The organism is Mesorhizobium sp. C120A, from assembly GCF_030323105.1.
In the GTDB taxonomy this organism is placed as follows: domain Bacteria; phylum Pseudomonadota; class Alphaproteobacteria; order Rhizobiales; family Rhizobiaceae; genus Mesorhizobium.
In genome coordinates this window covers 2,969,670-2,982,377 of record NZ_CP100476.1, presented here as the reverse complement: position 1 = coordinate 2,982,377, position 12,708 = coordinate 2,969,670, and the positions used below count along the sequence as shown (strand labels likewise).

Here is a 12,708-nt window from a genome sequence, read left to right as displayed (position 1 = left end):
CGAAAACCCGATGCTCGAACAGGCGCTTGCACGGCTGAACTTCAAGCCGCGCCGGCTTGAGCCGGGCCATGTCTGGCTGGCCGGCGCCGGTCCCGGCGATCCCGGCTGCCTGACGCTGGAAGTGCTGGCGGCATTGGCCGAGGCCGACGCTGTGGTCTATGACGCGCTGGTCTCCTCTGACGTTGTCGCCGTTGCGGACAATGCCCAGCTGTTCTTTGCGGGAAAGCGCGGCGGCAAGCCGTCGATGAAGCAGGACGACATCACCGCTTTGCTGGTGCGGCTGGCACGCGAGGGCCGCCGCGTCGTCCGGCTGAAGGGCGGCGATCCCTATATTTTCGGCCGCGGCGGCGAAGAGGCGCTGGCGCTGGCGCGCGAAAAAATCCCTTTCCGCGTCATGCCCGGCCTGACATCGGGGCTGAGCGCGCTGGCCGCCACCGGCATTCCCGCAACCATGCGCGGCATCAACAAGGCGATCATCCTGGCGACAGGTCATGCCGCCGGCACAGATGACGATCTCGACTGGGGCGCGATCGCCCGCACCGGCCAGCCGGTGGTCATCTATATGGGCATGGCCAATCTGCCTGTTATCGCCGCGTCGCTGCTCGAAGGCGGGCTGGCGCCGTCGACGCCGGCGGCTGTCATCGTTTCGGCGACGACACCGCAGGAGCGGACCGTCGTCGCGACACTCGCCACCATTTCCGAAGCGGCCGCCGCGGCGGAATTGGCCTCGCCGGCCCTCATTGTCGTCGGCGGCATCGTCGCCATGCGCGCAGCGCTGGCGGGTAACGCATGACCCGCGCCATCATCATCGGCGCGCCGCGTTCCGGCTCCGGCAAGACCAGCGTCACCATCGGCATTTTGCGCGCGCTCGTCCGGCGCGGCATCAAGGTGCGCGGCGCCAAGTCCGGCCCCGACTATATCGATCCGGGTTTTCATACCGCCGCCACCGGTCTGTCCGGCGTCAACCTGGACAGCTGGGCGATGTCGCCTGACCTGCTCAACGCGTTGGCCGGCAATGCCACCGAGGACGCCGATTTTATCTTCCTCGAAAGCGCCATGGGCCTGTTCGACGGCATCCCGGCCGGACAAGGCCGCACCGGCTCGGCCGCCGATCTGGCGCGGCTCTACCACCTGCCGGTGCTTTTGGTGCTCGACGTCTCGGGACAGTCGACGACGGCGGCCGCCGTCGCGAAGGGTTTTGCCACCTACGACCCGGATGTGCGCATGGCCGGAATCGTGCTCAACCGTCTCGGCAGCGAGCGCCACCGCAAGCTGTGCAGCGAGGCGATCGAAACGCTCGGCCTGCCGGTCGTCGGCGCCATCCTGCGCGATCCCACGCTCAATTTGCCGGAGCGCCATCTCGGCCTCGTCCAGGCCGGCGAATATGCCGACCTGATGACGCATCTCGACCGCCTCGCCGACATGGTCGAGAAATCCCTCGACCTTGACGCCATCATGGCGCTGGCCGCGCCGTTTTCGCCGGCATCAGGCAGTTTCGAACATGCCTTGCAGCCGCCCGGCCAGCGCATCGCACTCGCCGAAGATGCCGCTTTCACCTTCCTCTATCCGCACGTCGCCGCCCACTGGCGTCAGGCCGGCGCCGAGATCGTGCCGTTCTCGCCGCTCGCCGACGAAGCACCGGCGCAGGATTGCGATGTCTGCTGGCTGCCCGGCGGCTATCCCGAGCTTCACGCCGGCCGCCTCGCGGCGGCGACCAATTTCCGAGCTGGCATGGCAAGGTTTGCCGAGACCAAACCCATCCATGGCGAGTGCGGCGGCTTCATGGTGCTGGGCGAAGCGCTGGAGGACGCGGCCGGCGAGACGCACGCCATGCTTGGCCTGCTCGGCCATTCCACCAGCTTTGCCAAGCGCAAGATGAACCTCGGCTACCGCGAGGCACGCCTGCGCGCCGCCTGTCCGCTGGGGCCGCAAGGCGCGCTGATCCGTGGCCATGAATTCCACTATGCGCAGATGATCGCCACCGGCAATGATGAGCCGCTGGCCGACCTCGCCGACGGCCAGGGCAATCCACTCGGCGCCTCCGGCTATCGCCGCGGCCATGTGAGCGGCACCTTCTTCCACGCCATTGCGAGGGGCGCATGACCTCCGTGCCCTCGCCCCGGCAAGCGCTCGACGACGCCGCGCTTTGCCTCGTCTTCTTCACCCGCCTGCCGCTGCCGGTCTTCGACCTTCGTGGCCGCAGCCTGGCCGATGCGATCTGGGCGGCGCCTGTCGCCGGCCTCGCCGTCGCTTTGGTCGGCGCTGTCGTCTACGCTATCGGGATTAAGCTCGGCCTCGCCGCCGGTCCGGCGGCCGCCCTTGCGCTTGCAGCAACCCTGCTCGCCACGGGCTGCCTGCATGAGGATGGGCTGTCGGATGTCGCAGATGGCTTTGGCGGCGGCAAGACGCGCGATAAAAAACTGGAGATCATGCGCGACAGCCGCATCGGCGCCTATGGCGCAGCAGCTCTTGGCCTGTCGATGCTCATCCGCTGGAGCGCGCTGTCGCAACTGGCCAATCCGACAAGCGTGCTCTTCGCGCTGATCGCCGCACACGCCGCATCGCGCGGCCTGCTCGGCGCGTTCATGCATCTGGCGCCGGCGGCGCGCAGTGACGGCCTGTCTGCCGGCGCCGGGACCGTCTCGACCCAGACAGCTGTTCTCGGCGCCGTGCTCGGGGCCATCCCGCTTCTGACTCTGGGGCTCGGCGGCGCCTTTGCCGCACTGATCCTGCTCGCTCTCGTGTTCAGCGCCTTGCGCGCGCTCTGCCTCAACCAGATTGGCGGCCACACCGGTGACACGATCGGCGCCCTGCAGCAGTTGGGCGAGATCACTGTCCTGCTCGTCGCTTCCATTTCCCTGTCCTGATTCTTCCCCGGAGATTCCTTCCCCATGCCCTTCAAATCATTCGATGAACTGCGCGCCGCCTGTTTCGATCTGCCTGCCGGCAGCGATACCGCCGCCAATGCAGTCGCCCGCCGCCAGGACACGCTGACGAAGCCGCAAGGCAGCCTGGGCCGGCTGGAAACCCTCGCCGCCTGGCTGGCACGCTGGCAGGGCCGCGACATGCCGAAACTCGATCGCGTCAAAGTCTTCGTGTTCGCCGGCAATCACGGCGTCACCGCGCAGGGCGTGTCGGCCTTCCCGTCGGAAGTGACCGTGCAGATGTTGGCGAATTTTGCCGGCGGCGGCGCCGCCATCAACCAGCTTGCCCGCATCGCCGGCGCGGAACTCGACGTCATCCCGCTCGATCTCGATCATCCGACAGGCGACTTCACTGACGTGCCGGCAATGGACGAAAAAAACTTCCTCGCCGCCGTCTCGGCTGGCTATGACGCGGTGACGAACGACCTCGACCTCGTCTGTTTCGGCGAGATGGGCATCGGCAACACCACGCCGGCGGCCGCCATCTCGACCGCCCTGTTCGGCGGCGGCGCTGAAAAATGGACCGGGCGCGGCACCGGCGTCGACGATGCCGGGCTGAAGCGCAAGGTCACCGCCATTGAATCCGGCCTTAAGCGCCATGCCGACGCGCTGTCCGACCCGCTGAAGATCGCCGCCGCCCTTGGCGGCCGCGAACTCGCCGCCATCTTCGGCGCCACGCTCGCCGCCCGCCGCAAGAACGTCCCGGTGCTGCTCGACGGCTTCGTCTGCACGGCAGCGGCAGCGCCCCTGGCGCGACTGCACCCCTCAGGCCTCGCCCACACCATCGCCGCCCATGTCTCGGCCGAATCCGGCCACCGCCGCCTGCTCGAAGCGCTCGGCCTGCCGCCGCTGCTCGACCTCGGCATGCGGCTCGGCGAAGGCTCCGGCGCCTGCCTCGCCGTCAACATCGTCCGCTCGGCACTGGAATGCCATGCGAGGATGGCGAGTTTTGCCGAGGCTGGCGTGTCAGAGAAGTAGCTAGAGCGATTTGACGGGAGGGCGCCGGCCCGAACCTTCACTGACCATCGTCGGGCCGGTCACTGGCATTCCAGGCTGGTGGCTCGAACAGCACGGCCGCTGAAAGATTCCCCACCTGGGGGTTGGCCCGCTGCTTCTGTGGTGGGCTCTTTTTACTGGCACTATTCGCCGCCGTTGCCGACAAAATGTGATTGACGTAACGGTGACCAGGCGCAATCATTACGGATTGTGCAGGGTGAGGGCGTTTTCAATGAAACTCGTTGTCTTTGGCGTAGCAATAGTATTGGCCGCTACCGGAGCAGCTGTTGCGAAAGAGAAGAAAAAGGTGGCCACCGCTCAGGCTACAACCTCGTGTTCTACAGCTCATAAGAAGGCTGGCAGCAAGCCGACCGCGAAACCGGATTGCAAATCGACAGGCACCGTGGTTGCGCGACCGTCAAATAGGGCCGAAAACTTCCTGGATCATTATAATCCGCGCTTAGGGTATGACACCAGTCCGTGGTTTCAAACTGGCTTTAATTGATGGCGGCTTCGGCTTCCGGGCTTTTCTTAATCCAGCGCGGCCTTCACTCCTTCGCCAAATAGCGCACCGGCTTACCGGCCGCCGAGTTTAAGGCAAACCTGCCCCATGATTGAGGCATGTCGAGGCGCGTCAACGCGTCCGGCATTCCAAGGTCTTCCACCAACTCTTCTAGAAATTTGGTGGGTGCGCACAGGATTGAACTGTGGACCCGCTGATTAAGAGTCAGCTGCTCTACCAACTGAGCTACGCACCCACTCGACCGGTAAAAACCGGCGTTGGCGGGCATATAGCCGCCGATACCGGTCCTGTCCAGCCCTGCCGGAATCATTTCCCGACAAATCGCTCCGGGCTTCGGTTTCGAGTGTTGCAGCGAAGCAAAAACCAGAGTCGGCGGCGGGACAGCGCCCCCCTCTGCCCTGCCGGGCATCTCCCCCACTTGGGGGGAGATTGGCAGCCTTGCCGTTTCGCCTGTCTTTCGGCGTTGGAGATTGGCGAAAGCCAATGCGACATCCGATCTCCCCCCTCGTGGGGGAGATGTCCGGCAGGACAGAGGGGGGCGTGAAGGATCGCCGACAGCGACGATCTCAGCCACGGGCCACTCAAACGAACAGCTTGCCTTCCGCCACTTTTACCGCATGGCCGCCGATGCGCGCGGAGGCCAGTTTTCCGCCTTCGACAGTGAGTTCGAGGCGGATGCGCGAAGGGCGGCCCATCTCCAGCCCCTGCTCGATCCACAGCTGCGAAATGCCGTCGGTCGGGCCATCGAACTGCATGATGGCGCCGGCAAAGGCCGCCGCCGCCGACCCGGTCGCCGGGTCTTCATAGGACGGCGTGCCCGGCACGATCATACGGACATGGAAGGCGCTGTCATGGTTCACCGTCTGGCGGCAATAGACATACGGGCTGGCGAAGGCCCATTCGCTCTTGCGCGGCGCCAGTTCCGACCAGGCCTGGTTGTCGAGCTTGACCCGGGCCGCAGCCTCCAGATTGGCGACCGGAATGGTGACGTAAGGCACGCCTGCCGACCAGAACGACACTAGGTGATTCTCGAAGCCGATCTCGTGCGGCGCCAGGCCAAGGGCTGCGCCGATCGCTTGCGAATCGGCGTCGAGCTTCAGCGGTTCCGGCAGCTTCGCCAGGTCGAACTCCGCAAAGGTGGCGCCATCGTGCCAGCTGACGGCGCAGCGCACCGGGCCGATGTTCTCCTCCAGCACGAAGATGCCGGCGTCGCCCTCGCCCGTCAGTTCAGCCAGCGCGATCGCGGCGCCAACTGTCGGATGTCCGGCGAACGGCATCTCATAGTCGGGCGTGAAAATGCGGATGCGGTTGCGATGTTTTGGATTGTCCGGCGGCAGGACGAAGACCGATTCGGACAGGTTGAACTCGCGCGCAATGGCCTGCATGGCGGCTGTATCCAGCCCTTGGCTGTCGAGCACGACAGCCAGCGGATTGCCGGCCAGCCGCTCCGTCGTAAACACATCGTAGAGCAAGTAATTGCGGGTCTGCATCTTGAAAAACCTTCCGCCTCAATCCGAACATGGCCGAAATTTAATTGATATTCGAACCACCAAGCCTGATCTGTGCACAACTAGGGACATTACGCTTTCATAGGGGTCCGGCGTGGACCAGCTTGTCAATCTGCCAAAGACGGAATCGGATTCCGCCATCGAGGCGGCGCTCGGGCTTGATCAGAGCGGCGTGCGCAAGACGCGCCGTCGTGGCTGGCTTTACGCGCTGCTGGCGCTGATCGCCGTTGCCGGCGGCCTCGCTGGCTACCAGTGGTATGCCGGCTCCCCGGCCAAGATCGACTACACCACCACGCCGGCTACCATTGCCGACCTCACCGTCGCGGTTTCGGCGACCGGCACGCTGCAGCCCCTCACCCAGGTCGACATTTCAAGCGAGCTGTCCGGTATCATCCGCTCGGTCTCGGCCGAAGAGAACCAGCAGGTCAAGAAGGGCGACGTGCTGGCGACGCTCGACACGGTGAAACTCGAGGTCCAGATCGAACGCGCCGAAGCCTCGGCCAAGGCCGCTGCCGCCAATGTCGAGGACGCCACGGTAACCCTGAAGGAGAACGAAAGCGCCCTCACCCGCGCGGCCGAACTGACCAGGCGTGGCATGGCGACCGACCAGTCGCTCGAGGCGGCGACTGCCACGCGCGACCGCTCCAAGGCGGCGCTCGATAGTGCGCAGGCCAATCTCGCCATCGCCCAGGCCGATCTCAAGGCGCAGCAGACCGACCTTGCCAAGAGCACCATCTATGCGCCGATTGACGGCATCGTCTTGACGCGTTCCGTCGACCCCGGCCAGACGGTCGCCTCCTCGCTGCAGGCGCCGGTTCTGTTCATCATCGCCGCCGATTTGAGGAACATGGAATTGGTGGCGGCGGTCGACGAGGCCGATATCGGCGCGGTCAAACCAGGCCAGCATGCACGCTTCACCGTCGATGCCTTTCCGGAGCGGCCGTTCGACGCCGAGATCCGCGACATCTCCTACGCCTCGGTCACCACCGACGGCGTCGTCACCTACAATGCACGGTTGGAAGTCGACAATAACGAGCTTTTGCTGCGGCCCGGCATGACCGCCACGGTTTCGGTCGTCACCAGGCAGGCCAAGAGCGTGCTCACCGTGCCGTCCACCGCTTTCCGCTACCGCCCGGCGCAGCAGGCCGCGCGCGCGTGGAGCCTCAGCGATCTGTTCACCGGCCGCATGGGCCGTGGCGGCAACCGCCGCCAGCCGGTGAAGGCGCCCACCGACGGCTCACGCACGCTCTATGTGCTGGAGAACGGCCGGCCGCACCCGGTCAACGTCAAGATCGGCTCCACCGACGGCGAACTGACCGAGATCACCTCCGGGCTGGATGAAGGTGCAGAGGTTATCACGACCTCGCAGCTGCGGAGCTGACGCCATGGCCGCGGGCCTCATCGGTTTCGACACGGTCTGGAAGAGCTATGGCCAGGGCGAAGCCAAGGTCCATGCGCTGGCCGGCGTCGACCTCGCCATCCAGCGTAGCGAATTCGTCGCCATCATGGGCCCGTCCGGTTCGGGCAAATCGACCGCGATGAACATCATCGGTTGCCTCGACACGCCGACGGCCGGAACCTACTCCTTCATGGGCATCGACGCCGGGCGGCTCGACCGCAACCGCCGGGCGCTTCTGCGCAATCTCTATATCGGCTTCGTCTTCCAGGGTTACAATCTGTTGCCGCGCACCACGGCGGCGGAAAATGTCGAGCTGCCGCTGATCTATCGCGGCGCGCCGGCCCGCGAGCGCCGCGATCTTGCCATGCAGGCGCTGGCGGAGGTCGGCCTGGTCGGGCGCGAACATCACACGCCGGCCGAACTCTCCGGTGGTCAGCAACAGCGCGTGGCGATCGCGCGCGCCATCGTCACCAGGCCGACGCTGCTCGTCGCCGACGAGCCGACCGGCAATCTCGACACCGCCCGCACGCATGAGATCATGGAGTTGTTGACGCGGCTGAACCGGGAGCTCGGCTTGACCATCGCCATGGTCACCCACGAGGCCGATGTCGCCGATTATGCCGAGCGCACCATCCGCTTCCTCGACGGCCACGTCGCGTCCGACACGGCCAAGTCGGAGTTGGCGTCATGATCTGGGAAACCGTCCGCCTCTCTCTGCGCTCCATCCGCCGCAATGTGCTGCGCTCGTTCCTGACGCTGCTCGGCATCGTCATCGGTGTCGCCGCCGTCATCGCCATGCTGACCATCGGTTCGGGCACCACGGCCAAGGTCAAGTCGGACATCGCCAAGCTCGGCTCGAACCTGCTCGTCGTCCGTTCCGGCCGCCCGGCAGGCACCGGCGGACCAGGCGGGCTCGACCAGGCGGTACGGCCTCTGGCCGACAAGGATGTAGCCGCCCTCGTAGCCCACCTGACCGGAGCGCGCGCCATTGCGCCGGCGTCGCAGAAACAAGTCCGCGTCATCTTCGGCACCGAGAGCCTGACCTCGGGGGTCACCGGCACCGACAGCGCCTATCTCGACGCCCGCGACTGGAAGCTGGTGTCGGGCCGCCCGTTCTCGGATTCGGAAACACGCTCCGGCACCGGCGTGTGCCTGATCGGCGAAACGGTGCGCCAGCAATTCTTCGGCGCCGGCGAACCCGAGGGCGAGATCATCCGCGTCAACCGCACCTCGTGCAAGATCATCGGCCTGCTCGAACCCAAGGGCTATACCGGCTTCGGCCAGGACCAGGACAATGTCGTCTTGATGCCGCTTGCCGCCTATCAGCGCCGCATCGCCGGCAACCGCGACATCGACAACATCTACGTCGCCGCCGACGACCGCACCCCGACCACCGAATTGCAGCCGCGAGTCGAGGACATTTTGCGCGACACCCGCCGCATCACGCCGGACCGCGAAGACGATTTCTCGATCCGCGACATGACCCAGATCGCCGACGCCATGGCCAGCGCCACCACCACCATGACCGGCATGCTGGGCGCCGTCGCGGGCGTCAGCCTGCTGGTCGGCGGCATCGGGATCATGAACATCATGCTGGTCTCGGTCACTGAGCGCACCCGCGAGATCGGCATCAGGCTCGCCATCGGCGCGCATGAAAAGCACATCCTCATCCAGTTCCTGGTCGAGGCGACGGTGCTGTCGCTGCTCGGCGGCATTATCGGCATCCTGATCGGCCTGGCGCTGGCCGGCCTCGCCTCGGCAACGCTGGCCATACCGTTTGCGCCGAGCCCGGCGGTCATCCTGCTCGCCGTCGGTTTTTCGGCGCTGATCGGCATGGTGTTCGGCTTCTTCCCGGCGCTGCGCGGCGCCAGGCTCGACCCGATCGACGCGCTGCGCCACGAATAAGCGCCAGATCAGCTCCACCGCAACCAACCGCTATCCACAAGGATGGGTGCTTGTCGACATCGGCAATACTTGTTGTCGTCCGGTCTGCGATGCTAATTTTAGAGCAAAGCATCTGGTCAAGGAGTGGCAATGAGCAAGAAGGCGCGGCTGATTCTGACGATGGTGATCATCGAAGGCGCCCTTGCGGGACTTTGGTGGTATCTCGCCCGCTACGGCATGGCCAATCCCGATCGTGTCACCGCCGATTTTCAGGCAGTCGTCGGCCAGACGATGGGCATGGTCATGGGTGGATTGCTGGGCATCGGCGTTATCCTGTTCCTCGTCGCCGCCCGCAACGACCGCAAGGCGGCGCAGAACAATCCGCGCCGTTAGCCCCCGCCACCGCCAAAATGCCACTCGACCAGCGGCTTCATATGCGGTGCCAGCCCTTCCGGCAGGTCGGCGGCGTGGCGGATGATCACCGGCCCCTCGATCTCCGGCTCGGTCTCGGTCGCGACGAAGGCGCCGATGCGCCGCGCAATCTCGTCGGCCGGCGCATCGACGTGGTAGCGGCGGAAGAGGACCGTGCCGGTCGAAGTCGACAGCGCATGGTAGCGCTTGCCGCGCGCAGCGCCTGTCAGGTCAAGCCCGGTCTCCTCGCGCACTTCACGGATCATGTTGAAATCGACATCGACGCGGCCATCGCGAAAATCGATCGGCTCGAACGAGCCGGCAGCGAAGTAGACACTGCCGGCCGGGACCGTGTGCGCGCCCATGCGGATCGCCACCAGGGCGTTGTCGCCGGCGACCAGCATGGCGTGACCATAGGCATGCTCGGCGCCCGTCCCCTGCCGGTTCTTTCGCCACAGCAGGAAGGTCGAGTACTTCACCGCGTGACAACGCCCGACGATCCGGTTGTCGCGCCAGGCGAGCGCCGAGAGCAGCACCACCGTGCCGTCGAACAGCGCCGGATTGGCCGTAACCTCACGCCGCCAGTTGTCAGTGATCGCCTGCGCGTTGTCGCGCTCGAACGGATGCGGGCCGGGGTCGAGCCGGACGTCGATTTCGTCGACGGGCAGGATGACGTTGCGCGGCAGGTCGAAGCTCACCGTGCTCAAGCCATGTCCAGGGTAATTGCGACGGGACAATGGTCCGACGCCTTCGGCCGGTCCCAGCCGGCGCGCGGAAAGCGCTCCACCGCCTGTCCCGCCGGAAAGATGGTGCGCCAGGGCTGGCCGTTGCGGATGATGTCGGGCACCGCCGTCGCATTCTTCGCCGCCAGCCCTTTCGACAGCAGGATGTAGTCGAGCTGGCACAGATGCCGCTCCTTCGGCCCGCGCGTGTGGTAGAAACTCCAGCGGTCCATCTCCGGCCGCCGCTCGACGACATTCTCGCAAAAGCCGCCGGCGGTGAGCACATCGATACAGGACTGGCTCTCGTCGATCACCTGGAAGCGGTAGCCGTCGATAGCGTCGCCCTCGATCTTCACCCGCTGGCGGTAGTCGTTCATGTCGCCGCAGATCGCCCAGTTTTTATCGGCTGCGTGCTCTTTGCCGAAGCGCTCCTCGATGATGCGGCGCACGGCTTGCGCCTCGGCGATGCGCACCGGCATCGTCGCCTCGCGGCCGTCGAGCCCATTGCGCGGCGAGCCCATCGATTTGAAATGGACGAGGTAAAGCGTCAGCGGCACGCCGCCGACCTTGATGTCGACCTCCAGGCAATCGCGCCGGAAGATGCGTTCATTGGCCAGGTTGCCGAGCGCCTCGAGTTCAGGCGTGTGCAATCCGAACTGCTCGAACGTGACATAGGCATGGCTGGTCATGCGCACGAATTCGATCGGCTGACCTTGCGCTGTCTCGTTGCGCATCATCAGGGCAACGTCGATGCCGCGCGAATCATTGCCGGCGGTGGTGTATTTCTGCCGGTAACCCTCGCCCACCATCTTGAAGAGATAGCCATACTCGAACGCCTTCAGCGCCTCGATGTTGTCAACCTCCTGCATGCAGATGATGTCGGCGCGGGTGGCGGCGATGGCGAGCGCGGTCAACTGGCGCGTATCGTCGGACTGTGCGATGGCGCGCGCCTGCTCCAGCATCCGGTATTCGGCTTCGCTCTGGATGTCGAAAAGCGCCAGCGTGCGGTCTTCGTTGAGCTGGTTGCGAAAGCCCGAGAAATCGAACCTGTTCATCAGGTTTTCGACATTGAAAGTGGCGAGGCGCAGCGACATGGGCTGACCTTTGCCTGCAAGCGCCCATGAAAACAAGGGCTGCTCGTCATGGCTGATGGAACCTTTCCGTTCATCCTCCGTTCAGACGCCAAGGTCCATCAATAGGCCACTTCCCTGGGGTATCCGGGCGTGGGCCTGTATCACTTGGAGAGTGCAATGAGCTCGCTCTTTTCGTCCACAGTCAAATCCGGGCTGTTAGCGCTCGGTCTTTTCTCGGGTCTCACGGCGCCATCCGCCGCGGGCCCGATCCTGCAGCCGGACTTGTCGGTGCCGGCAAGCACCGCATTGTCTGACATCACACCGGTTCGCGACAGCTGGGCGGGCGGCAATGACCGCCGCTCCTTCAACGATTGGCAGTGGCGCCGCCACGACGGCCGTCGCTTTGCCCGGTCAGGCAACTGGAACAACGGCAACTGGAATGGCGGCAACTGGAACGGCGGCGACAACTGGCGCTGGCGCCATCACCGCCACCATCGCGGCCGTGATTTTGACACCGGCGCCGCAGCAGTTCTCGGCCTCGGCCTGGGTCTCGGCCTCGGCAGCATCTACAACAACGGCTACTACAACAACGGCTATTACAATGACGGCTATTACGTGCAGCCGGCGCCCCGCCGCTATTACCGCACGCAGCGTCTGTCCAGCGCCCATGTACAGTGGTGCTACGACCGCTATCGGTCCTACCGGGCCTGGGACAACACGTTCCAGCCCTATGATGGCCCGCGCCAGCAATGCTGGTCGCCCTACAGCTGAACTATAAACGACAATACACGACGGCGCCGCCCCATCGCGGCGCCGTTTTCATTTGGGAAAGACGGCTGGTCTCGGTCACCGCTAACCATATGTTTATCGGCTCAGCCTATCCGTGATATCGTGCCCCATCTGACGATCGCGCCGATCCGGTCGCGAAGGACGTGCCGTCATGGCCGACAACGAATTGCGAAACAAACACCGGCAGCGCGTGCTGAAAGGCGCGACGATTCTGACCGGCCTCACCAATTCCGAGGTCAAGTGCACGGTGCGCAACATGCATGCCGGCGGCGCCGAGCTGAAAGTGTCTATAGACGCGCGCGTGCCGGACGAGTTCCTGCTCTATGTGCCGGTCGACGGCATCGGCTACAAGGCCATCGTGCGCTGGCGCCGCGACGACCGCATCGGCGTCGAGTTCACCGGCACCGAGCCGAAGCCGCATTGGCACTATGGCTGAGCGTCCTGATCGATAAACCGGCATGAAAGAGCCGGCGGATCGC

General features: G+C 65.1%; 14 protein-coding genes and 1 tRNA gene. 11 read left to right on the top strand and 4 right to left on the bottom strand.

Going from position 1 to position 12,708, the window contains the following annotated elements:
* The first annotated feature begins 10 nt into the window (after window positions 1-10).
* From cobA to NL532_RS14400, 5 genes are all read left to right on the top strand, one after another.
* Complete coding sequence (cobA, locus tag NL532_RS14420; RefSeq protein ID WP_196813900.1) at window positions 11-793, top strand: uroporphyrinogen-III C-methyltransferase; 783 nt, start codon at window positions 11-13, stop codon at window positions 791-793.
* Window positions 790-2,103 carry a cobyrinic acid a,c-diamide synthase CobB gene (locus tag NL532_RS14415; protein WP_023827326.1) on the top strand — a complete coding sequence of 438 codons (1,314 nt, stop codon included), beginning with the start codon at window positions 790-792 and terminating at the stop codon, window positions 2,101-2,103. The genes cobA and NL532_RS14415 overlap by 4 nt, the downstream gene beginning before the upstream one ends.
* Window positions 2,100-2,867, top strand: a complete 768-nt coding sequence (gene cobS, locus NL532_RS14410; protein WP_031203590.1) for an adenosylcobinamide-GDP ribazoletransferase — start codon at window positions 2,100-2,102, stop codon at window positions 2,865-2,867. The genes NL532_RS14415 and cobS overlap by 4 nt, the downstream gene beginning before the upstream one ends.
* A 24-nt stretch (window positions 2,868-2,891) precedes the next feature.
* Complete coding sequence (cobT, locus tag NL532_RS14405) at window positions 2,892-3,902, top strand: nicotinate-nucleotide--dimethylbenzimidazole phosphoribosyltransferase (protein ID WP_023830152.1); 1,011 nt, start codon at window positions 2,892-2,894, stop codon at window positions 3,900-3,902.
* Between the two features lie 250 nt (window positions 3,903-4,152).
* Window positions 4,153-4,425 carry a hypothetical protein gene (locus tag NL532_RS14400; RefSeq protein ID WP_155922523.1) on the top strand — a complete coding sequence of 91 codons (273 nt, stop codon included), beginning with the start codon at window positions 4,153-4,155 and terminating at the stop codon, window positions 4,423-4,425.
* A gap of 177 nt (window positions 4,426-4,602) precedes the next feature.
* Here NL532_RS14400 and NL532_RS14395 read toward each other — a convergent pair.
* A tRNA-Lys gene (locus tag NL532_RS14395) sits at window positions 4,603-4,678 on the bottom strand.
* 346 nt (window positions 4,679-5,024) lie between these two features.
* Window positions 5,025-5,933 carry a PhzF family phenazine biosynthesis protein gene (locus tag NL532_RS14390; RefSeq protein ID WP_023830151.1) on the bottom strand — a complete coding sequence of 303 codons (909 nt, stop codon included), beginning with the start codon at window positions 5,931-5,933 and terminating at the stop codon, window positions 5,025-5,027.
* Window positions 5,934-6,045: 112 nt separating this feature from the next.
* On the opposite strand from NL532_RS14390, the gene NL532_RS14385 reads away from it, so the two are divergent.
* The 4 genes from NL532_RS14385 to NL532_RS14370 all read left to right on the top strand — a co-directional run bounded on the left by NL532_RS14385 (window position 6,046) and on the right by NL532_RS14370 (window position 9,627).
* A complete protein-coding gene (locus tag NL532_RS14385) occupies window positions 6,046-7,332 on the top strand; it encodes an efflux RND transporter periplasmic adaptor subunit (protein WP_023712690.1) in 1,287 nt (428 codons plus the stop codon).
* A gap of 4 nt (window positions 7,333-7,336) precedes the next feature.
* The gene (locus tag NL532_RS14380; protein ID WP_023830150.1) at window positions 7,337-8,041 is read left to right on the top strand and encodes an ABC transporter ATP-binding protein; all 705 of its coding nucleotides are present in this window, start codon (window positions 7,337-7,339) and stop codon (window positions 8,039-8,041) included.
* A complete protein-coding gene (locus tag NL532_RS14375) occupies window positions 8,038-9,255 on the top strand; it encodes an ABC transporter permease (RefSeq protein WP_023685173.1) in 1,218 nt (405 codons plus the stop codon). Before NL532_RS14380 ends, NL532_RS14375 begins: the two co-directional genes overlap by 4 nt.
* A gap of 129 nt (window positions 9,256-9,384) precedes the next feature.
* On the top strand, window positions 9,385-9,627 hold the full coding sequence (locus NL532_RS14370) for a hypothetical protein (RefSeq protein ID WP_023690325.1): 243 nt from the start codon (window positions 9,385-9,387) through the stop codon (window positions 9,625-9,627).
* Here NL532_RS14370 and NL532_RS14365 read toward each other — a convergent pair.
* Both NL532_RS14365 and NL532_RS14360 read right to left on the bottom strand, forming a co-directional pair.
* Window positions 9,624-10,343, bottom strand: a complete 720-nt coding sequence (locus NL532_RS14365) for an NUDIX hydrolase (protein ID WP_023668380.1) — start codon at window positions 10,341-10,343, stop codon at window positions 9,624-9,626. The two genes, NL532_RS14370 and NL532_RS14365, sit on opposite strands and share 4 nt — an antisense overlap.
* Before the next feature lie 5 nt (window positions 10,344-10,348).
* Window positions 10,349-11,461: an endonuclease/exonuclease/phosphatase family protein gene (locus NL532_RS14360; RefSeq protein WP_023706152.1), complete on the bottom strand. Its 1,113-nt coding sequence runs from the start codon at window positions 11,459-11,461 to the stop codon at window positions 10,349-10,351.
* A 156-nt stretch (window positions 11,462-11,617) separates the two neighbouring features.
* Here NL532_RS14360 and NL532_RS14355 point away from each other — a divergent pair, with 156 nt between their 5' ends.
* Together NL532_RS14355 and NL532_RS14350 are read left to right on the top strand one after the other, a co-directional pair.
* The gene (locus NL532_RS14355; RefSeq protein WP_023830149.1) at window positions 11,618-12,211 is read left to right on the top strand and encodes a BA14K family protein; all 594 of its coding nucleotides are present in this window, start codon (window positions 11,618-11,620) and stop codon (window positions 12,209-12,211) included.
* A gap of 169 nt (window positions 12,212-12,380) precedes the next feature.
* Window positions 12,381-12,665 carry a PilZ domain-containing protein gene (locus NL532_RS14350; RefSeq protein WP_023685169.1) on the top strand — a complete coding sequence of 95 codons (285 nt, stop codon included), beginning with the start codon at window positions 12,381-12,383 and terminating at the stop codon, window positions 12,663-12,665.
* The last annotated feature ends 43 nt before the right edge of the window (window positions 12,666-12,708 follow it).

Excerpts from the sequence above, each read along its gene's own strand:
- cobA (WP_196813900.1), top strand. The coding sequence starts at position 11 with ATGCTCGAACAGGCGCTTGCACGGCTGAACTTCAAGCCGCGCCGGCTT.
- NL532_RS14415 (WP_023827326.1), top strand. The coding sequence starts at position 790 with ATGACCCGCGCCATCATCATCGGCGCGCCGCGTTCCGGCTCCGGCAAG.
- cobS (WP_031203590.1), top strand. The coding sequence starts at position 2,100 with ATGACCTCCGTGCCCTCGCCCCGGCAAGCGCTCGACGACGCCGCGCTT.
- cobT (WP_023830152.1), top strand. The coding sequence starts at position 2,892 with ATGCCCTTCAAATCATTCGATGAACTGCGCGCCGCCTGTTTCGATCTG.
- NL532_RS14400 (WP_155922523.1), top strand. The coding sequence starts at position 4,153 with ATGAAACTCGTTGTCTTTGGCGTAGCAATAGTATTGGCCGCTACCGGA.
- NL532_RS14390 (WP_023830151.1), bottom strand. The coding sequence starts at position 5,933 with ATGCAGACCCGCAATTACTTGCTCTACGATGTGTTTACGACGGAGCGG.
- NL532_RS14380 (WP_023830150.1), top strand. The coding sequence starts at position 7,337 with ATGGCCGCGGGCCTCATCGGTTTCGACACGGTCTGGAAGAGCTATGGC.
- NL532_RS14375 (WP_023685173.1), top strand. The coding sequence starts at position 8,038 with ATGATCTGGGAAACCGTCCGCCTCTCTCTGCGCTCCATCCGCCGCAAT.
- NL532_RS14370 (WP_023690325.1), top strand. The coding sequence starts at position 9,385 with ATGAGCAAGAAGGCGCGGCTGATTCTGACGATGGTGATCATCGAAGGC.
- NL532_RS14360 (WP_023706152.1), bottom strand. The coding sequence starts at position 11,461 with ATGTCGCTGCGCCTCGCCACTTTCAATGTCGAAAACCTGATGAACAGG.
- NL532_RS14355 (WP_023830149.1), top strand. The coding sequence starts at position 11,618 with ATGAGCTCGCTCTTTTCGTCCACAGTCAAATCCGGGCTGTTAGCGCTC.
- NL532_RS14350 (WP_023685169.1), top strand. The coding sequence starts at position 12,381 with ATGGCCGACAACGAATTGCGAAACAAACACCGGCAGCGCGTGCTGAAA.